This is a genomic window from Aquabacterium fontiphilum (assembly GCF_009909205.1).
GTDB lineage: Bacteria > Pseudomonadota > Gammaproteobacteria > Burkholderiales > Burkholderiaceae_C > Aquabacterium > Aquabacterium fontiphilum.
In genome coordinates this window covers 37,660-55,006 of sequence record NZ_JAAAPN010000006.1, presented here as the reverse complement: position 1 = coordinate 55,006, position 17,347 = coordinate 37,660, and the positions used below count along the sequence as shown (strand labels likewise).

Annotated in this window: 20 protein-coding genes and 1 tRNA gene; 10 read left to right on the top strand and 11 right to left on the bottom strand. The window is 66.1% G+C overall.

All coding sequences use genetic code 11. From position 1 onward, the window contains the following. Window positions 1-2: 2 nt before the first annotated feature. Together cheD and GTZ97_RS08375 are read right to left on the bottom strand one after the other, a co-directional pair. The gene (gene cheD / locus GTZ97_RS08380) at window positions 3-698 is read right to left on the bottom strand and encodes a chemoreceptor glutamine deamidase CheD (protein WP_161650137.1); all 696 of its coding nucleotides are present in this window, start codon (window positions 696-698) and stop codon (window positions 3-5) included. Window positions 699-725: 27 nt separating this feature from the next. Next, entirely contained in the window at window positions 726-1,574 is an 849-nt protein-coding gene (locus GTZ97_RS08375) for a CheR family methyltransferase (protein WP_161650136.1), read from the bottom strand. Window positions 1,575-1,766: 192 nt separating this feature from the next. Here GTZ97_RS08375 and GTZ97_RS08370 point away from each other — a divergent pair, with 192 nt between their 5' ends. Genes GTZ97_RS08370 through GTZ97_RS08360 form a run of 3 tightly spaced genes read left to right on the top strand, consistent with a single transcriptional unit; the run spans window position 1,767 to window position 3,815 of the window. After that, entirely contained in the window at window positions 1,767-2,570 is an 804-nt protein-coding gene (locus GTZ97_RS08370; RefSeq protein WP_161650135.1) for a GGDEF domain-containing protein, read from the top strand. Next, window positions 2,570-3,388 (top strand): MinD/ParA family protein, encoded by an 819-nt coding sequence (locus GTZ97_RS08365; RefSeq protein ID WP_161650318.1) that lies wholly within the window; start codon window positions 2,570-2,572, stop codon window positions 3,386-3,388. Before GTZ97_RS08370 ends, GTZ97_RS08365 begins: the two co-directional genes overlap by 1 nt. A 4-nt stretch (window positions 3,389-3,392) precedes the next feature. Then, window positions 3,393-3,815, top strand: coding sequence for a group II truncated hemoglobin (locus tag GTZ97_RS08360; RefSeq protein ID WP_161650134.1), 423 nt, complete (start codon window positions 3,393-3,395; stop codon window positions 3,813-3,815). Window positions 3,816-3,834: 19 nt separating this feature from the next. On the opposite strand, the gene GTZ97_RS08355 is transcribed toward GTZ97_RS08360, so the two are convergent. The 3 genes from GTZ97_RS08355 to radC form a co-directional block, all read right to left on the bottom strand. Further along, on the bottom strand, window positions 3,835-4,539 hold the full coding sequence (locus GTZ97_RS08355; RefSeq protein ID WP_161650133.1) for a PEP-CTERM sorting domain-containing protein: 705 nt from the start codon (window positions 4,537-4,539) through the stop codon (window positions 3,835-3,837). Between the two features lie 70 nt (window positions 4,540-4,609). Then, the gene (locus GTZ97_RS08350; RefSeq protein WP_161650132.1) at window positions 4,610-5,299 is read right to left on the bottom strand and encodes a Smr/MutS family protein; all 690 of its coding nucleotides are present in this window, start codon (window positions 5,297-5,299) and stop codon (window positions 4,610-4,612) included. Window positions 5,300-5,325: 26 nt separating this feature from the next. Next, a complete protein-coding gene (gene radC, locus GTZ97_RS08345) occupies window positions 5,326-5,994 on the bottom strand; it encodes a RadC family protein (RefSeq protein WP_161650131.1) in 669 nt (222 codons plus the stop codon). 89 nt (window positions 5,995-6,083) lie between these two features. On the opposite strand from radC, the gene GTZ97_RS08340 reads away from it, so the two are divergent. The 4 genes from GTZ97_RS08340 to GTZ97_RS08325 all read left to right on the top strand — a co-directional run bounded on the left by GTZ97_RS08340 (window position 6,084) and on the right by GTZ97_RS08325 (window position 9,020). Continuing rightward, the gene (locus GTZ97_RS08340) at window positions 6,084-6,545 is read left to right on the top strand and encodes an FKBP-type peptidyl-prolyl cis-trans isomerase (RefSeq protein ID WP_161650130.1); all 462 of its coding nucleotides are present in this window, start codon (window positions 6,084-6,086) and stop codon (window positions 6,543-6,545) included. Window positions 6,546-6,556: 11 nt separating this feature from the next. After that, on the top strand, window positions 6,557-7,531 hold the full coding sequence (gene ispH, locus GTZ97_RS08335; protein WP_161650129.1) for a 4-hydroxy-3-methylbut-2-enyl diphosphate reductase: 975 nt from the start codon (window positions 6,557-6,559) through the stop codon (window positions 7,529-7,531). A 25-nt stretch (window positions 7,532-7,556) separates the two neighbouring features. Further along, complete coding sequence (serS, locus tag GTZ97_RS08330; RefSeq protein WP_161650128.1) at window positions 7,557-8,876, top strand: serine--tRNA ligase; 1,320 nt, start codon at window positions 7,557-7,559, stop codon at window positions 8,874-8,876. 53 nt (window positions 8,877-8,929) lie between these two features. Then, window positions 8,930-9,020 (top strand) — tRNA-Ser (locus tag GTZ97_RS08325). A gap of 55 nt (window positions 9,021-9,075) precedes the next feature. Here the strand turns inward: GTZ97_RS08325 and GTZ97_RS08320 are convergent. From GTZ97_RS08320 to GTZ97_RS08295, 6 genes are all read right to left on the bottom strand, one after another. Then, window positions 9,076-9,561 carry a CreA family protein gene (locus GTZ97_RS08320; RefSeq protein WP_161650127.1) on the bottom strand — a complete coding sequence of 162 codons (486 nt, stop codon included), beginning with the start codon at window positions 9,559-9,561 and terminating at the stop codon, window positions 9,076-9,078. Between the two features lie 18 nt (window positions 9,562-9,579). Continuing rightward, entirely contained in the window at window positions 9,580-10,662 is a 1,083-nt protein-coding gene (locus GTZ97_RS08315) for a zinc-binding metallopeptidase family protein (RefSeq protein ID WP_161650126.1), read from the bottom strand. A 131-nt stretch (window positions 10,663-10,793) separates the two neighbouring features. Beyond that, window positions 10,794-13,004, bottom strand: coding sequence for a catalase/peroxidase HPI (gene katG / locus GTZ97_RS08310; RefSeq protein ID WP_161650125.1), 2,211 nt, complete (start codon window positions 13,002-13,004; stop codon window positions 10,794-10,796). A 196-nt stretch (window positions 13,005-13,200) separates the two neighbouring features. Then, window positions 13,201-13,545, bottom strand: coding sequence for an RNA-binding regulator (gene rbp / locus GTZ97_RS08305; RefSeq protein ID WP_161650124.1), 345 nt, complete (start codon window positions 13,543-13,545; stop codon window positions 13,201-13,203). 46 nt (window positions 13,546-13,591) lie between these two features. Then, a complete protein-coding gene (gene infA, locus GTZ97_RS08300) occupies window positions 13,592-13,858 on the bottom strand; it encodes a translation initiation factor IF-1 (RefSeq protein WP_236651103.1) in 267 nt (88 codons plus the stop codon). Next, complete coding sequence (locus GTZ97_RS08295) at window positions 13,855-14,106, bottom strand: hypothetical protein (RefSeq protein ID WP_330863580.1); 252 nt, start codon at window positions 14,104-14,106, stop codon at window positions 13,855-13,857. The genes infA and GTZ97_RS08295 overlap by 4 nt, the downstream gene beginning before the upstream one ends. A 394-nt stretch (window positions 14,107-14,500) precedes the next feature. Here GTZ97_RS08295 and GTZ97_RS08290 point away from each other — a divergent pair, with 394 nt between their 5' ends. The 3 genes from GTZ97_RS08290 to GTZ97_RS08280 are packed head-to-tail and all read left to right on the top strand — an operon-like array spanning window position 14,501 to window position 17,304. Beyond that, complete coding sequence (locus GTZ97_RS08290) at window positions 14,501-15,163, top strand: Spy/CpxP family protein refolding chaperone (RefSeq protein WP_161650122.1); 663 nt, start codon at window positions 14,501-14,503, stop codon at window positions 15,161-15,163. A gap of 30 nt (window positions 15,164-15,193) precedes the next feature. Beyond that, window positions 15,194-15,910, top strand: coding sequence for a response regulator (locus GTZ97_RS08285; protein ID WP_161650121.1), 717 nt, complete (start codon window positions 15,194-15,196; stop codon window positions 15,908-15,910). After that, window positions 15,907-17,304, top strand: coding sequence for a sensor histidine kinase (locus tag GTZ97_RS08280; RefSeq protein ID WP_161650120.1), 1,398 nt, complete (start codon window positions 15,907-15,909; stop codon window positions 17,302-17,304). The genes GTZ97_RS08285 and GTZ97_RS08280 overlap by 4 nt, the downstream gene beginning before the upstream one ends. The last annotated feature ends 43 nt before the right edge of the window (window positions 17,305-17,347 follow it).

The following is a 17,347-nucleotide window of genomic DNA, read 5'->3' as shown; positions in this document are numbered from 1 at the left end:
TGTCAGAACAGATCGACGGTGCCGCCGCCGGTGCTGGCGGGGACCACTTTCTGGGCAGCCATGCGTTCCTGCTGAACGATGGCCTCGGGATTGGTCGGGGCGAGGCGCTTGACCATGGCCTTGCCGCTGTGTGGCAGGAAGCACACCTTGCGTGGATACACGTCCAGCACGTCCTTCGACACCACGGGGATGCGTTCGGTCTTCAGGTACTCCATCACGAAGTCGGTGTTGCGCTCACCCACGTTGATGCTGTTCATGCCGCTGATCACGGCGCCGCCGCCGAACACCTTGGCTTCCAGCGTCATGCGCGAGGCACCCATCTTCAGCATCTCGTTGATCAGCAGTTCCATCGCATATGAGCCATAGCGGCCCGAATCGCCTGCGCCACCCCCGCTGTCGGGCAGCATGAAGTGGTTCATGCCGCCCACTTTGGCCTGCCGATCCCACAGGCACACCGCGATGCACGAGCCCAGCGTGGTCATGATCAGCACGTCTTCGTTGAACACGAAGTACTCACCAGGCAGCACCTTGACGGCTTCGGCGCGAAAGTGGGCGTCGTAGAAGAAGAACGACGCTTCACCGGGTTTGGCCAGGCGCGCCTTCAGCCGGGCCAGCCGATCGGTCTTGTTGCCGGCCAGAGCCGATGCCGGCGGGGCCGTGCCGGCGCGGGCGGAGCCCAGTGGGGGAGTGCTCATCATCTCGGATCCTCTTGGGGTCAATCGGCGTCAGACACGGTCATACACCGTCTTGCCCCGCAGGACAAACAGGTCGCGTGAGTCGGTGAAGTTCTCGGAATGGCCCACGAACAACAGGCCCTTGGGTTTCATCACGGCGTGGATGCGCTCGAGCACCTTGCGTTGCGTCGGGCCATCGAAATAGATCATCACGTTGCGGCAGAACACAATGTCGAATGCCTCGCCCAGCTGCCAGCTCGGTTGCATCAGGTTGAACGGGCGGAACTCGACAAACCGCGCCAGTTCCGGCTTGACCCGGATGCTGCCGGCGTTGGCGCCCTTGCCCTTCAGAAAGTAGTTGCGCAGCCGCTGGGGCGACAGCCCTCGGGCGTCAGCGGGGTACACCCCCCGCGAGGCCGCAGCCAGCACGTTTGTGTCGATGTCGCTGGCAAGAATCTTCACCGGGGCGTGCAGGCCGAGGTTCTCAGCCACGGTCATGGCCAGCGAGTAGGGCTCTTCGCCGGTGGACGAAGCGCAACACCAGATGCGCGTGGGCTGACTGCCGCGGGCCTTGAGCCAGTTGGCCAACTCATGAAAGTGGTGCTCTTCGCGGAAGAACGAGGTCAGATTGGTCGTGAGGCAGTTCACGAACTCCTGCCATTCGCGCTCCCCCTGCGGGCCGCTGTGGCTTTCCAGCCATTGCAGGTAAGCCTCGAAACTCGGATGGCCTGTTTCGCGCAGACGGCGCGACAGGCGGCTGTAGACCATGGCCTGTTTGCCTTCGTGCAGGCTGATGCCGGCCCGCGCGTAGATCAACGCGCGGACGCGGGCAAAGTCCTTGGGCTGGAAGTCGAACTCGCGGTCGATCGGCAGCGTGGAGTCGGGCGTGGCGATGCTCATGGACAAGGATGCCGGCGGGCGCAGTGAACGGCGTGGGCAGATGCCCCTGTCAGGTTTATCGGACGGCCGTCCGGGAGACTTGAGCATGCCCGGCCGCCCGGGCCGATTGGGGACGATATGGCGGGGCAAATCCCCGTATTCCTGTCCGCTTACCCGACGCGCCGCTGCTAGACTTGAATCTCCGCGTGTTGTATGCAGGAGCCTGCCATCGCCTCGATCGACCTTGACCCGGTCTCGCTTGCCCGCCAGGACGTCGTGCCCGACGGCTTGCGCTTGGAGCAGGCCCTGGCACTCCTCAGTCAGGCCGGCTGGCAGCCGCCCGCAGACGTCGCAGACCAGTCGGTGCCCTGGCTGCAGGCCGTGATCGACGGGCTGTGCGACCTCTCCAGTCGCGACGCGCTGACCGGGCTGGCCAACCGCCGCCAGTTCGAAGCCGCCATCGCCCGAGAGATTGACCGCGTGGCCCGTGTGGGCGAGCCTGCACTGCTGTTGCTGGCCGACATTGATCACTTCAAGAAAGTCAACGACACCCACGGGCATGCGGCCGGCGACATCGTGATCCAGACCGTGGCGCGTTGCCTGCAGGATTGCGTTCGCCCCATGGACCTGGTCGCGCGCGTGGGCGGCGAAGAGTTCGCCATCATCCTGCCCAACTGCCCACCCGCGTTCGGGCAGACGGTGGCCGAGCGCATCCGGCTGAAGGTGGCGCACCGGCCGGTGGCCATCGTGGGCGGGCAGCAACTGCATGTCACCGTCAGCATCGGTGGGGCGTTCGCGCCTCAGTGGGTCCGCTCGCTGGCCACACTGTGGTCGGAGCGGGCCGATCAGCAGCTCTATCGCGCCAAGGCCGAGGGGCGCAACCGCACCTGCCTCGACATGCCGCCGCTGACTGTTGTCAGCGCGGAGGAAAAAGGCCTGTTGTTTGGCAATTTCACGCCCGTCGATGCGTCCGCGGCCTCAGGTCATGCGGGTGACGCGCCGAAAACCACCCCATGATGGTCTCCATGCCCGCAACCGAATCCCCTCCCGTCCCGACAACCCGCATTGCCCGCACGGTGGCCGTCACCAGCGGCAAGGGCGGCGTGGGCAAGACCTTCTTCAGTGCCAATCTGGCCGCGGCGCTCAGCCGCCAGGGCCTCAAGGTGCTGGTGCTGGATGCCGACCTGGGTCTGGCCAACCTCGACGTGGTGCTCAACCTGTATCCCAAGATCACGCTCCACGACGTGTTCACCGGCAAGGCCGAGCTGGAGGAAGCCATCCTGCCTGCGCCCGGCGGCTTCTCGGTGCTGCTCGCCGGCTCCGGCTTGGTCGAGTACTCCCGGTTGACACCCGAGGTACGCGAGCAACTGCACGGCATCTTCGAGAGCGTCAAGCCCCGTTTTGACGTGGTCATCATCGACACCGGTGCCGGCATCTCGGATGTCGTGCTCTATGCCGTGTCCATGGCCCATGAAGTGGTCGTGGTGGCCACGCCTGAGCCCACCTCCATGACCGACGCCTATGCCACCATCAAGGTGCTCGCTGCGCAGCAGGGCCGTGAGCAGCTCAACCTGGTGGTCAACCAGGTGGGCCGAGCCGGAGACGGACGCGGCATCTGCAACCAGCTTCAGCAGGTGGTCGAGCGGTTCGTGCAAGGCCCGACCGGCGCGGCGCCCAAGCTTGCCTACCTGGGCGACATTCCGCAGGATGTCAGCGTCCGCGAAGCGGTACAGAAGCGTCAGTTGCTGCTCGAACTGCATCCGGGCAGTCCCGCCGCGCAGGGTGTCGTCCAGGTGGCCACGCGGTTGCTGGCCCGCTCGCCTGTGTCAAACTGAGCACATGAGCGAAGCTGAACATGCTGAGGATGCGGCCGACGCGTCCTCTGACACCGCCTTTGCGCTGCTTGGGGGCGAGCCGGCTGTGCGGGCCCTCGTCGACCGTTTCTACGACCTGATGGACCTGGAGCCGGCCTACACCGCCCTGCGCGCGGCGCACGGTCCGAGCCTAGACGATGCCCGAGACAAGCTGTTCTGGTTTCTGTGCGGTTGGCTGGGCGGTCCCGATCACTACATCTCGCGGTTTGGCCATCCTCGCCTGCGCGCGCGTCACCTGCCCTTTGCCATCGGCATCCGGGAGCGCGACGAGTGGGTGGCCTGCATGACGCAGGCCATGGGCGAATGCGAGGTCCCCGAGCCGTTGCGCGTGCGTCTGGCTCAGGCCTTCTTTCAGACGGCCGACTGGATGCGCAACAAGGGCGTCTGAGCCCTGCGCACCTGCGTGTTCAGGCGCTGCTGCGCCGACGCAGTGTGGTCGCACCCACCACGGCCACGCCGGCCAGCAGCAAGGCGATGCTTTCCGGCTCGGGCACGGCCGCGACCTGCACGCCGCCGAGGTAGTAGGCGCCCTGACTGTTGGACAAGGTGAACTCGCCTGTCGTCGACGAGTACGGCTGGCTGAACCACCACTGTGCCCGCGTGATGCCATCCACGGTCGTGACCGTGGCGTTGTGGATGGACAGGGTCGTCGGCAGTTCGCCGAAGAGCAGGTCGACGGACGTCAGCGACGACGTGAAGAACAGCTCCAGGCCGACCAGGTCCACGCGGCGCGGCGTGGTGGCGCTGTTGAACTGCAGATGCAGGGTTTCGTGGCTGTCCACCATGCCATTGGCCCCGGCACCAAGCCCGCGGTAGGCGGGAGACAGGGTCTGAACGATCTCTGCGCTCCAATCCGCTGCGAAATCCCAGGAATCCACAGTCAGCTTGCCCTGCGTGGACGTCTGGAAGGTCATCGCCGGGAAGAGGTCGTACACCGTGATGGGCGTGCCCTCTCGCACCGGTACGTCAGCGGTTGCAGGGGTGTAGAAACGGATGTCTTCATACCAGCCCATCGGGCCCTGCACCACACCGGGCGTAGCCGAGTGGGCCACGGACACAAAGGCCAGCGCAGCGGCGCCGAATGCGTGACGGAGCAAATGGGTGAAGCGCATGGTGAAATATTCCCGGACGTTTCTAACAACTCGTCACATGTTAGGCGCGCCGAGCCTCTTTGACCAGCCCTCAAACAGAGGTGGTTCGTCCGCTCTTGCCCGGTTTGAGCAGCACCACCAGCGCCCCTGCGCCCCCTTCGTCGGCGCGAGCCTGCACGAACGCGAGTACGCGCTCACTTTGCACCAGCCAGCGTCGCACCTTGTCCTTGAGCACCGGCTGGCGGCCGGGCGAGCCCAGGCCTTTGCCGTGCACCACACGCACGCAGCGCCAGCCGCGGGTCTGGGCCTCGCGCAGGAACTGCGCCATTTGCTCTCGCGCCTCGTCGGTGCGCAGCCCATGCAAATCGAGTTCACCCTGCAGCGCCCACACCCCGCGTCGCAGCTTGCGCACAACGTCGATGCCCAGCTCCGGCCGTCGCCATGACAGCGATTCATCGGTTTCCAGCAGGCTTTCCACGTCGAACTCGTCTGACAGCGATTCGCGCAACACTGCCTGCTCGTCCGCCTGGCGCCGGGCAGGGACGGGCGGCGCCTTGGGCGCATCGACCGTATGGCGACCATCGTCCGGCAAGGGGTGCACCGGGCCAACGGCCTGGCGGAACAGCGCGCCTTCGGCTTCACGCGCGTGGCGACGCGCGCGCTCAGCGCGCTCCTGCTCCAGGCGCGCAGCGGCCTCCTTGGCGGCCTCTTTCAAGGCGCGCTTGAGGTCGGCGAAATCGCGCAGGCTGACGTTGGCGGGCGGTTTGGCGTCTCGGCTCACGGGCCGAAGCCTAACCCAACTTGGTGCTACATCAAGCCGCGCTCGGCAAACGAGATGGCGCCCGTGCGCCCGACGACGACATGGTCCAGCACCTTGACATCCACCAGGTTCAGGCTGCTCTTGAGTGTCTGGGTCAGCAGCTCGTCGGCCCGCGACGGCTCCAGCACGCCGGAAGGGTGGTTGTGCGCCAGGATCACGCTGCCCGCATTGAGTTCGAGCGCGCGCTTGACCACCTCGCGCGGGTAGACACTGGTTTGCGTCAGCGTGCCCCGAAACAGCTCCTCGCAGGCGATCTGCCGGTGTTGGGCATCCAGAAACAACACGGCAAACACCTCATGCGGCAGGTTGCCCAGCCTCAGGCAGAGGTAGTCCTTCACCAGCTGGGGCGAGCTGAACACCGGCTGGGCGCTCAGCCCGCCTTGCAATCCGCGGCGGGCCATCTCCATCACGGCCACCAGTTCGGCCCGTTTGGCCGGCCCCAGTCCCCGTATGCGCTGGAGTCGCTCGGGTGCAGCGTGCAACAACCCGTGAAACCCGCCCAGCTCGCGCAAGAGCAGGTCGGCCATCTGCAACACGCCCAGCCCCTTGAGCCCGGTGCGCAGCAGCAGCGCGAGCAGCTCTGCGTCGGTGAGGGCAGCGGGCCCCATGGCCAGCAGTTTCTCCCGCGGGCGCATGTCGGCGGGCAGGTCTTTCATCGTGTGGTGTCCCCGGGTGTTTCCTAAACCTAAAATTGTGGCTTCGCCCATTTCTGCCGCCCATCCTCACGAAGGGTGTGCCACCCACCATGACCACCGCCGTCCCCACAGTCGCCCCCGGCTCCTTCCTCACGCTGCACTACCGTCTGGCCGGCCCGGATGGCGGCGATGTGATCAACACCTTCAACGACAAGCCCGCCACGCTGTCGTTGGGCTCGGGCGAGTTGTCGCCCGCCATCGAGGCCCGTCTGATCGGCCTGGCCGAAGGCACCCGCACGACGCTGCAACTCGAAGCCGGTGAGGCCTTCGGGCCGCGCAACCCCGAGATGCTGCAGCGCGTGGCGCTGAAGCTGCTACGGGAGCTGGGCGATCCGGACGAAACCTGGAGCGTGGGCGATGTGGTGCAGTTCCCCACGCCCGATGGCCAGGGCTCGTTCGCCGGCGTGGTGCGCGAGATGGACCCGGCCGGTGAGTGGGCGCTGTTTGATTTCAACCACCCGCTTGCGGGTCAGCCTGTCACCTTTGAAGTGCAGCTGATCGGTGTGCTGTGAAGGGCGCGCGCATGAGCCAGGTTGAAGACGTCCTGCTGGCCGAGCCCCGCGGCTTTTGCGCCGGGGTTGATCGCGCCATCGAGATCGTCGAGCGCGCGCTGGCGCAGTTCGGCGCGCCGATCTACGTGCGCCATGAGATCGTGCACAACACCTATGTGGTCAACGACCTCAAGGCCAAGGGCGCCATCTTCATCGAAGACCTGGCCGAGGTGCCGGCGGGCGCCACCCTGATCTTCAGCGCCCATGGTGTCAGCCAGGAGGTGCGCCGCGAGGCCGATGCCCGCGGCTTCAGCGTGTTCGATGCTACCTGCCCGCTGGTCACCAAGGTGCACGTGGAAGTGGCCAAGCTGCACCGCGAGGGCTACGAATTCCTGATGATCGGCCACAAGGGCCACCCCGAGGTCGAAGGCACGATGGGCCAGGTCACCGAAGGCATCTACCTGGTCGAAGACGAGGCCGATGTGGCCCGCGTGCAGGTGCGCAACCCGGAGAAGCTGGCCGTGGTCACGCAGACCACGTTGTCGGTGGACGATGCCGCGGGCATCCTTGCGGCCATCAAGGCCCGCTTCCCGCAGATCCGCGAGCCCAAGCAGCAAGACATCTGCTATGCCACACAGAACCGGCAGGACGCCGTCAAGATCATGGCGCCGCAGGTCGACGTCGTCATCGTGGTCGGCAGCCCCACCAGTTCCAACAGCAACCGCCTGCGCGAACTGGCCGAGCGCCTCGGTACGCCGGCCTACATGATCGATTGCCCCGAAGACCTGCAGGAAGCCTGGTTCGACGGCCGGCCACGCGTCGGCCTCACGGCCGGTGCGTCTGCGCCTGATGTGCTCGTGCAGCGCGTCATCACCCGCCTGAAAGACATGGGCGCCGTGTCGGTGCGCCGCATGCAGGGCGTCGAAGAACACGTGCGCTTCCCGTTGCCCAAGGGCCTGGGCGGCACGGGCCTGGATCGCCCGCTGCCCAACCAGCGCCCCGCCTGAACACAAACCAGAAAAAAACACCACCATGCTCGACATCGCCCTGCTGCGCAAAGACCTGGACGGCGTGCTTGCCAAGTTGGCCAAGCGCAAGAACCCCCAGCCCTTCCTGGATGAGGCCCGCTTCCGCGAGCTGGAAGCCGAGCGCAAGACCATCCAGACCCGTACCGAAGAGCTGCAATCGCAGCGCAACAGCCTGTCCAAGCAGATCGGCATGCTCAAGGGCCAGGCCGCCAAGGGTGAAGACACAGCCGCCCAGGTCGAGGCCGTGATGGCCCAGGTGGGTGGCATTGGCGACGAGCTCAAGGCCAGCGCCGACCGGCTCGAGATCATCCAGACCGAGATGCAGGCCATGCTGCTGTCGGTGCCCAACCTGCCGCAAGACGACGTGCCCGTGGGCCACGACGAAACCGGCAACGTCGAGGTGCGCCGCTGGGGCACGCCTGGCACCTACGCCTTCGCGGTGAAAGACCACGTGGACCTGGGCGAAAAGCTGGGCCTGGATTTCGACACCGGCGCCAAGCTCTCGGGCTCGCGCTTCAACTTCATGAAGGGCCCCATCGCCCGCCTGCACCGCGCCCTGGCCGCCTTCATGCTCGATGTGCAAACCCAAGAGCACGGCTACACCGAGTGCTACACGCCTTACCTGGTCAAGGCCCCCGCGCTTCAGGGCACGGGCCAGCTGCCCAAGTTCGAGCAAGACCTCTTCCATGTCACCTCGGGCGATGCCGAGGCGGCCGAGGGCAAGTGGTACCTCATCCCCACCAGCGAGGTCACGCTCACCAACACCGTGGCCGACACCATCGTGCCGCTGGAGCAGCTGCCCATCAAACTCACCGGCCACACCCCGTGCTTCCGCTCGGAAGCGGGCAGTGCCGGGCGCGACACGCGCGGCATGATCCGCCAGCACCAGTTTGACAAGGTCGAGATGGTGCAGATCACCACGCCCGAGCAAAGCAACGCCGCGCTCGAAGCCATGGTGGGCCACGCCGAAGCCATCCTGCAAAAGCTGGAACTGCCTTACCGCGTGATGGCCTTGTGCACCGGCGACATGGGCTTTGGCGCTGCCAAAACCTACGATCTGGAGGTGTGGCTGCCTGCGCAGAACACCTACCGCGAGATCAGCTCCTGCTCCAACTGCGAGGCCTTCCAGGCCCGCCGCATGCAGGCGCGGTTCAAGAACGCCCAGGGCAAGAACGAACTGGTGCACACGCTCAATGGTTCGGGCCTGGCCGTGGGCCGCGCCCTGGTGGCGGTGCTCGAGAACCACCAGCAGGCCGACGGCAGCATCCGCATTCCGGCCGCGCTGCGCCCCTACCTCGGCGGCGCCGAGGTGCTGACGCCCTGAAATCTCTGCTATAGTCTTGGGCTACGCCGATTTGACCCCGGCGCCCCGTTTCAGGAGAGGTGGCAGAGTGGTCGAATGTACCTGACTCGAAATCAGGCGTACGGTATCCCCGTACCGAGGGTTCGAATCCCTCCCTCTCCGCCACATCAAAAGCCCCGAGTGTTCGCTCGGGGCTTTTTTCATGTTGGCGCCGGCGGCCTCACTTCACCGGAATCGGGCGGCCACGTTCCACCGGCACCACCGACACGCTGTTCTGCGGCGAGCCCTCGATCACCCGCTCGGAATAGGTCAGGTAGACCAGCGTGTTGCGTGTGGGGTCCACCATGCGGACGATGCGTAGTTTCTTGAACAACAACGACATGCGCTCGCTGAAGACTTCTTCCTGCCGGGGTAGCGCTTGCTTGATGGCCACGGGGCCGACTGCGCGGCACGAGATGGCGGCTTCAGCCCGGTCCTCCGCCACCCCAAGCGCGCCCTTGATGCCGCCTGTGCGGGCGCGTGACACATAGCAGGTCACGCCTGCCACCTTCGGGTCGTCGTAAGCCTCCACCACGATCTTGTGATCCGGCCCCAGCAGCTTGAAAGCCGTGTCGACCTCGCCGATGGTGTCGGCGGCCGCTGTTGCGGGGTGGGCCATCAGCAGAGCAGGCAGCAAGGTGGTCAGTACGGCAGGTTTGAGATCCATGGCGTTCGTGTGGTGGGTTCAGGCGGCGGGCGGTGCATCGTCTGATGCGCGCTGCGTCACGATTTCGTGCACCAGGCACAGTTTGTCGAGCACCGGGTCGGGCATGGTGAAAGGATACAGATCCCCCTGACCCAGACTGCGTCCCATGCTGTTGAGAAACCGGGCCAGCGGCAGCCATTCCACTGCCAGACGCCGGCGAAAAGAGTGGGTCGGCTCCTGACCGGGCAGCACCTCTGGGGCGGGGCTGTGCTCCCCCTTCGGCGCCAGAAAGCCGACGTGCCAGTGCGCGGCGGTGTCCAGCGCGTCCGAGATGTGCAGGTAGTGCGCCCATGTTTCCGCCCAGTCTTCCCAGGGATGAGACGCAGCGTAGCTGCTGATGAAGCGTGCCGCCCAGTCTGCCGGCGGGCCTTGCTCGTAATGGCGCTTGAGCGCCTCGGCGTAGTCCTGCTGGGCGTCGCCGAAGGCGGCGGTCACGCGCGCTTCCCAAGCCGTGCCGGCCACCAGTTGGTCCCAGTAGAAGTGCCCGATTTCGTGTCGGAAGTGGCCGAGCAGTGTGCGGTAGGGCTCGCCCATGTCGCGCCGCGTCGCCTCACGGATCACATCGTCCGCCTCGGCCAGGTTCACGGTGATCAGGCCGGAGGCATGCCCGGTCATCACCGGTTCTTCCGGGCTGAGTTGCTCTTTGAAGTGAAACACCAGGCCGTTCTCGGGCGCCTCCGCGCGCGAAGGGATGGGTAGCTTCAAGGCCAGCAGCGTGTAGAACAGCCGGCGCTTGGCCGCCTCCATGCGCGCCCACAGCATCAGGCTGTCGAGCCGGGTCAGATCGGGAATCACGTCCGTGTGGCGGCACGACACGCACATGGGTTCTTCGTCTGTCTCGGCCACCATCCAGTTGCAGGCCTGGTGCGTGATGTAGTTGTGACACGGGCGCCACTTTTCTGCTGGTGATCCGAGGTGCGTCCATGCACCGGCGTCGTCCACCTCGTAGGCGCGCATCGTCAAGCCGATGGGGTCGAAGCCCAGGTGTGCGCCACACGCCTCGCAGCGCGTGTTCTCAAAGAAAACGGTCTGGCCGCATCGCTCGCATTGAAACGTTCGCATGTCTTGCCTCGTTGTCCTGACTCCCCCCGTCTGTGGCAAACGGCGTGCGGGCCCACGCGTACTGCTGAAGCCATGAAAAAAAGCCCCGGGCGATGGACCCGGGGCTTGCAGGCGTCGCGCCCTGGCGGGCGTCACGCCAGATCGAAACGATCCAGGTTCATCACCTTGGCCCAGGCCGCCACGAAGTCCTTCACAAAGGCTGCCTTGCCGTCTTCGCAGGCGTAGACCTCGGCCAACGCGCGCAGTTGCGAGTTCGAGCCGAAGACCAGGTCCACGCGGGTGGCCGTCCACTTGGGCGCACCCGTCTGGCGGTCGGTCCCTTCGTAGATGCCTTCGTGCGCGGCTGAGGGCTGCCACTTGGTGCGCATGTCAAGCAGATTCACGAAGAAATCGTTGCTCAGCACACCGGGGCGCTGGGTGAACACGCCGTGGGCCGTGCCGCCAAAGTTGGCGCCCAGCACGCGCATGCCGCCGATCAGCGCCGTCATCTCGGGCGCCCCCAGGTTCAGCAGGTGGGCCTTGTCGAGCAGCATCTCTTCCGGCATCACCGGATGGCCCTTGCGGGCGTAGTTGCGGAAGCCATCGGCCGGCGGCTCCAGCACGGCAAACGACTCGACATCGGTCTGCTCTTGGGATGCGTCAGTGCGCCCGGGGGTGAAGGGCACACGCACATCGAACCCGGCCTGCTTGGCTGCTGCTTCGACTGCGGCGCTGCCGGCCAGCACGATCAGGTCGGCCAGCGACACCTTTTTGCCGCCCGTTTGCGCGGCATTGAAGTCCCTCTGGATGCCTTCCAGCACGCCCAGCACCTTGGCCAGTTGGGCGGGCTGGTTCACTTCCCAGTCCTTCTGCGGGGCCAGCCGGATGCGCGCGCCATTGGCGCCACCCCGCTTGTCGCTGCCGCGGAAGGTCGAGGCCGAGGCCCAGGCGGTGCTTACCAGCTCGGCCGTGCTCAGGCCCGAGGCCAGCACCTTGGCCTTGAGCGATGCCACGTCCGCGTCATCGACCAGCGGATGGTCCACTGCAGGCACCGGGTCTTGCCAGATCAGTGTTTCTTGCGGCACGAGCTTACCCAGGTAGCGCGAACGCGGCCCCATGTCGCGGTGCGTCAGTTTGAACCAGGCACGCGCGAAGGCATCGGCAAACGCCTGCGGATCCTGATGGAAGCGGCGCGAGATCTTCTCGTAGGCAGGGTCGAAGCGCAGCGACAGGTCCGCCGTGGTCATCATCGGCGGGTGCTTCTTCGACGGGTCGTGCGCATCGGGAATCATGTGCTCTGGCTTGACGTTCTTGGCCACCCATTGGTGGGCGCCGGCCGGGCTCTTGGTCAGCTCCCACTCGTAGCCGAACAGCATGTCGAAGTAGCCGTTGTCCCATGTCGTGGGGTTCGGCTTCCATGCGCCTTCGATGCCGCTTGTGGTGGTGTGCACGCCCTTGCCCGAGCCGAACCGGTTGATCCAGCCAAATCCCATCGCCTCCAGCGGCGCGGCCTCGGGTTCAGGGCCCACCAGCTTGGCGTCGCCTGCGCCATGGGCCTTGCCGAAGGTGTGGCCGCCAGCCACCAGAGCCACGGTTTCTTCGTCGTCCATGGCCATGCGGGCAAACGTCTCGCGCACATCGCGGCCGGAGGCGACGGGGTCGGGGTTGCCGTCGGGCCCTTCCGGGTTCACGTAAATCAGGCCCATCTGGACGGCGGCCAGCGGGTTGGCCAGATGGCGCTCGCCCGAGTAGCGGCTGTTGGGCTTGTCGCTGGTGGCCAGCCATTCGGTTTCAGGGCCCCAGTAGATGTCTTCTTCCGGCTCCCAGATGTCTTCGCGGCCGCCGGCAAAGCCGAAGGTCTTGAAACCCATGGATTCGAGCGCCACGTTGCCAGCCAGGATCATCAAGTCGGCCCACGACAGGTGCTTGCCGTACTTCTGCTTGATCGGCCACAACAGGCGGCGCGCTTTGTCGAGGTTGCCGTTGTCGGGCCAGCTGTTGAGCGGTGCAAAGCGCTGGGCTCCGGTGCCTGCGCCGCCGCGGCCATCATGGATGCGGTAGGTGCCGGCGCTGTGCCAGGCCATGCGGATGAACAACGGGCCGTAGTGGCCCCAGTCGGCGGGCCACCAGTCCTGCGAGTCGGTCATCAACGCGCGCAGGTCTCTGACCACGGCATCCAGGTCGAGCTGCTTGAACGCTTCGGCGTAGTTGAAATCCGCGCCCATCGGGTTCGACTTGGGTGAGCGCTGATGCAGGATCTTCAGATTGAGCTGATTGGGCCACCAATCACCGTTGCGGGGCGCGTTGGCCACGGTGTGGCTGAGGTGCTGGCCTGCAAAAGGGCACTTGGCTTCGTTCGTCATTGATTTCTCCTTGCTTGTCCGCGACAACGCAATCAATTTACTGCGCCACCGGTTTGCAGGTGAATGGTTCTGTCAATGACGGCCATAGCCCATCTCGCGAAGCGCAAAGCCGATGCACCATGAAAAAAGCCCCGGGCTTGTGCCCGAGGCTTTGATGTGCGGGAAGCAAGGCGCCGAGCGCCTGCTTCAAGGGCGATCAGTAACCGCCGCGGCCACCGCCGTAGCCGCCGCGCGAGCCGCCGCCACCGTAGCCGCCGCCATTGCCGCCACCGAAGCCGCCACGGGGGCGGTCTTCACGGGGGCGTGCCACGTTCACGACCAGGGCGCGACCGTCGATGGTGCGGCCATGCAGGCCGCTGATGGCGGCTTGCGCTTCGCTGGCCGACGACATTTCGACGAAGCCGAAGCCCTTGGAGCGATCGGTGTCGCGGTCCATCATGACCTTGGCGGACACGACGTTGCCGAAAGGCGCGAGGTGTTCGGCCAGGTCTTGGTCACGAACGGAGTAGGCGAGGTTGCCGATGTAGAGCTTGTTTTCCATGATGCAGATCTTTCGAGAGATTCAAAGAGAGGTGGGTGTAGGCGGTTCAGCGCTTGCGGCGCATGGGGGCCGGGCCGCCGCCGGTCCGAGGTTCCAGGTGCCGGAAGGTGATCCGGCCCTTGGACAGGTCGTAGGGGGACATCTCGAGCGACACCTTGTCGCCCGCGAGGATGCGGATGTGGTGCTTGCGCATCTTGCCGCCCGAGTAGGCGGTCAGGGTATGACCGTTTTCCAGGGTCACGCGGTAGCGTGAGTCGGGCAGGACTTCGTCGACCTGCCCGCGCATTTCAATGAGGTCTTCCTTGGCCATCAGGCAGGCTCCTTGTGCGTATGGGGATGAAACAGGAGACGCTGGCCTTCTGCCAGCGCGTAGCGACTGGCCGCTTCGCGCGTGGCAAACGAGGGCGTGAAGCGGTAGATGCGGTCGTGAGAGGCTGATCCGCGTCCGCTGCGGACCGATACCGAAGCGGCGTAGCGACCGTTGCTGTCGCACTTGATCAGGGATGAGAGCAGAAACTTGCCTACGGCAAGCGTCTCGGAGACGGAGGAAACAGGAATCACGGATGAGATGGGGCACCAACCGCAGCGCGGCGGCGCAGAGTTCAGAGCAAAAAGGCAGCCCCCATGCAGCCGGACTACTGCGGAAGATGGGGAAACGCGCTGGCCCGGGATGAGGCGGTTGAAGGGGCCAGATGGGGCTTGCCGGTAGACGTGGGGGCCAACATGGGCCCTGTCTGACCTGGAGTCAGGCCGCGAGAGCGGCAACAGGCGAGACGGTGGTGCCGCTCAGGTAAGCAATTTGCGGCAGCGCCACCCACTATATCAGCAAGCCGATCGCCGTGGGGAAGTATTTTGTTCACAGATCTTTACCCCCAAGCCACGCCCGCTTTACCCCGCCCGCGCACCATGAAGTCAGAAGGGCTGCCTCTGCAGACCCAAGAAACAGGAGCCGCGCATGTCTCGCTTGATTCGCCCCCGTACCTTGTCTCTGGCCGACGCACACCGCACCCGCGTGCGCTGGGTGGCAGGCGCCATGTCGGCCACGGTCGCCGCCATGTTGCTCGTCACGACCCAGGCCTGGGCCGCCGACCACGGTGGACACGCCGGTCAGGCTGCGCCCGCCGCCAACGTGGCGCCGCCGGTCGCTGCCCCGGTCGCGCAAGGCGAGCAACGCCCGCCGCGCGAGCAGACCGGCCAGATGCGCCACCACGGCATGGCCAAGGACGGCCAGGGTGGCAAGGGCCATGGCGGCATGATGGGCATGCCTGGCCAGTACGTCGAGCGCATGCTCGACAAAGTCCAGGCCACGCCCGAGCAGCGCAGCGCGATCCGTACCGTCATGGAGCGCCATCGCAGCCAGCACCGCGGCCTGCACGAGCAGGGCCGCGCACTCCACCAGGAGGCGCTGAACCTCTGGGCGCAGCCCACGTTGGACGAGAAGGCCGCTGACCGCCTGCGCATGCGCATGAACGCCCATCACCAGCAGATGAGCGCCGCCAACATGGCGATGATGCTGGAGGTGGGCCGCATCCTCACGCCTGAGCAGCGCGCCCAAATGGCCCAGCAACTGCGGGAGCGGCACAACAAGATGCCCCGTCACCCCGGCGGCCCGCGCTGATCGCCCTCGGAGCGCGCGACAATGGCAGACATGACCGAGCACATCCTGCTGATCGACGACGACGTGCGCCTCAGCGCCATGGTGGGCGATTACCTGAAGGCACATGGGTATCAGGTCTCCAGTGCACCTAACCTGCGCACCGGCCGCGAGATGCTGGCGCGTCAGACGTTTGATGTGCTGGTGCTCGACCTCATGCTGCCCGATGGCGATGGCCTGGATCTGTGTCGCGAGTTGCGCGCCTCGCCGCGCAACCGCAGCATGCCGTTGCTGATGCTGAGCGCGCGCGGCGAGCCGACCGACCGCATCGTGGGCCTGGAGATCGGCGCAGACGACTATCTGCCCAAACCCTTCGAGCCGCGCGAGCTGCTGGCCCGCATCCGGGCGCTGCTGCGTCGCACGGGCAGCCAGGCCGTCGACGCTGACGTGTGGCGCTTTGGCCGGCTCGAGATCGATTCCGGCTTGCGGCAGGTTCGGCTCGATGGCAAGGCCTGCGACCTGACGTCCTACCAGTTTGATCTGCTGACCGTGCTCGCGCGCCATCCGGGCCGGGTGTTGTCGCGCGACCAGATCATGGACGCGCTCAAGGGCCATCCGCTGGAGGCCTTCGATCGATCGATCGACGTGCACATCTCGCGCATCCGTGCCGCCATTGAAGACGATCCCAAAGAGCCTCGCCGCATCCTGACCGTGCGCGGAGTGGGTTACGTGTTCGCCAAGAAGCAGGACACCGACGCCGACGCAGCATGAAAACGCTTGCGCTGCGCATCTACCTCACCGTGGTGGCGGTGCTGCTGGTGTTTGCGCTCGTCTCAGGCTGGCTGGCCCAGCACAACATCGAGCACGAGCGCACCCAGGCGCAGTCGCAGGCCGTGTGGAACGAGCGCGCGGCCGCCATGGCCGAGCTCATCGAGAACAGCCTGCCTCCGGCCTCGGCGCCTGTCGAGCTGCAGGCTGTGGTGTTGCTGGACTGGGCGGAGCGACTGCGCCTGCCCATGGCGCTGGATGACCCGCTCGGCCAGCGCATCGCCACCTCACCAGCCCTGATTGACCGGCTGCAGCGCCGCCCCGAGTTGCAGCAGCGCATGCAGACGGTGCGGCTGTCGGACGGTCGCACCCTGTGGATCGTGCGCCCCTGGAGCCCTCGCCCCCGACCCCCTGGCACGCCGGTCATGGGACCGCCCGTCCCCCCCGACCTGATGCATGCGCCGCCCGCGGCGCCGCGGCCTGAGCCCTGGCTGGGTCCTCTGGCCTGGATGATCCCGCCCTGGCTGGCGCAGGGGCTGCCGGCCTTTCTTTTGTCGCTGTTCGTGCTGTTTGTGGCCGTGGCCGTGGGCGCCTGGCCCGTCGTGAACCGATTGACCCGGCGGCTCAAGGCTCTGCGCCGTGGTGTGGAGGTCTTTGGCTCCGGCCAGCTGGCACACCGTGTGGCGGTCGAGGGCAAAGACGAGGTGGCCGCGCTGGCCAACAGCTTCAACGAAGCGGCCCAGCGCGTGCAGGATCTGGTCACGGCCAACCGCAGCCTGCTGGCCAATGCCAGCCACGAGCTGCGTTCTCCCCTGGCACGGCTGAAGATGGCTGTGTCGTTGATGGACGAGTTGCCCCCTGATCGGTTGGCCCAGATGAAGGCCGAGGTGAACCAGGACATCCGGGAACTCGATACCTTGGTCGAGGAAGTGCTGCTGGCCAGCCGGCTTGATGCGCGCGCCAACCTGCAGCGGGCGCCGGTGGACCTCATGGGGCTGGTCACCGAAGAAGCCTTGCGCGTCGGAGCCGAGGTTGACATCCAGCCCCATCCTGCCTTGCAGGCCTGCGAAGGCGATGAGCGCTTGTTGCGCCGAGCCGTGCGCAACCTGCTCGAAAACGCCCGTCGCTACGGCGGGCCGGATGTGCTCCTCGAGCTGCGTCATACCGGGCGCTTCATCGAGATCGCGGTCAACGACCGGGGCCCAGGCGTGCCACATGACCAGCGTGAGCGCATCTTCGAGCCCTTCTATCGCATGCCCGGTCATGCCGAGCATGCCGGTGGCGTGGGTCTGGGGCTGAGCCTGGTGCGTCAGATTGCCGAACGCCATGGCGGCCGGGCCCTCTGCGCGGCCCGCGATGGTGGCGGCAGCCGCTTCGTGATCAGCCTGCCTGCCTGAGGCCGACTCGACCGTGGCGTCGGCGCCATCGAGCGCGGCCTTC

Excerpts from the sequence above, each read along its gene's own strand:
- cheD (WP_161650137.1), bottom strand. The coding sequence starts at position 698 with ATGATGAGCACTCCCCCACTGGGCTCCGCCCGCGCCGGCACGGCCCCG.
- GTZ97_RS08375 (WP_161650136.1), bottom strand. The coding sequence starts at position 1,574 with ATGAGCATCGCCACGCCCGACTCCACGCTGCCGATCGACCGCGAGTTC.
- GTZ97_RS08370 (WP_161650135.1), top strand. The coding sequence starts at position 1,767 with ATGCAGGAGCCTGCCATCGCCTCGATCGACCTTGACCCGGTCTCGCTT.
- GTZ97_RS08365 (WP_161650318.1), top strand. The coding sequence starts at position 2,570 with ATGGTCTCCATGCCCGCAACCGAATCCCCTCCCGTCCCGACAACCCGC.
- GTZ97_RS08360 (WP_161650134.1), top strand. The coding sequence starts at position 3,393 with ATGAGCGAAGCTGAACATGCTGAGGATGCGGCCGACGCGTCCTCTGAC.
- GTZ97_RS08355 (WP_161650133.1), bottom strand. The coding sequence starts at position 4,539 with ATGCGCTTCACCCATTTGCTCCGTCACGCATTCGGCGCCGCTGCGCTG.
- radC (WP_161650131.1), bottom strand. The coding sequence starts at position 5,994 with ATGAAAGACCTGCCCGCCGACATGCGCCCGCGGGAGAAACTGCTGGCC.
- GTZ97_RS08340 (WP_161650130.1), top strand. The coding sequence starts at position 6,084 with ATGACCACCGCCGTCCCCACAGTCGCCCCCGGCTCCTTCCTCACGCTG.
- ispH (WP_161650129.1), top strand. The coding sequence starts at position 6,557 with ATGAGCCAGGTTGAAGACGTCCTGCTGGCCGAGCCCCGCGGCTTTTGC.
- serS (WP_161650128.1), top strand. The coding sequence starts at position 7,557 with ATGCTCGACATCGCCCTGCTGCGCAAAGACCTGGACGGCGTGCTTGCC.
- GTZ97_RS08320 (WP_161650127.1), bottom strand. The coding sequence starts at position 9,561 with ATGGATCTCAAACCTGCCGTACTGACCACCTTGCTGCCTGCTCTGCTG.
- GTZ97_RS08315 (WP_161650126.1), bottom strand. The coding sequence starts at position 10,662 with ATGCGAACGTTTCAATGCGAGCGATGCGGCCAGACCGTTTTCTTTGAG.
- katG (WP_161650125.1), bottom strand. The coding sequence starts at position 13,004 with ATGACGAACGAAGCCAAGTGCCCTTTTGCAGGCCAGCACCTCAGCCAC.
- rbp (WP_161650124.1), bottom strand. The coding sequence starts at position 13,545 with ATGGAAAACAAGCTCTACATCGGCAACCTCGCCTACTCCGTTCGTGAC.
- GTZ97_RS08290 (WP_161650122.1), top strand. The coding sequence starts at position 14,501 with ATGTCTCGCTTGATTCGCCCCCGTACCTTGTCTCTGGCCGACGCACAC.
- GTZ97_RS08285 (WP_161650121.1), top strand. The coding sequence starts at position 15,194 with ATGACCGAGCACATCCTGCTGATCGACGACGACGTGCGCCTCAGCGCC.
- GTZ97_RS08280 (WP_161650120.1), top strand. The coding sequence starts at position 15,907 with ATGAAAACGCTTGCGCTGCGCATCTACCTCACCGTGGTGGCGGTGCTG.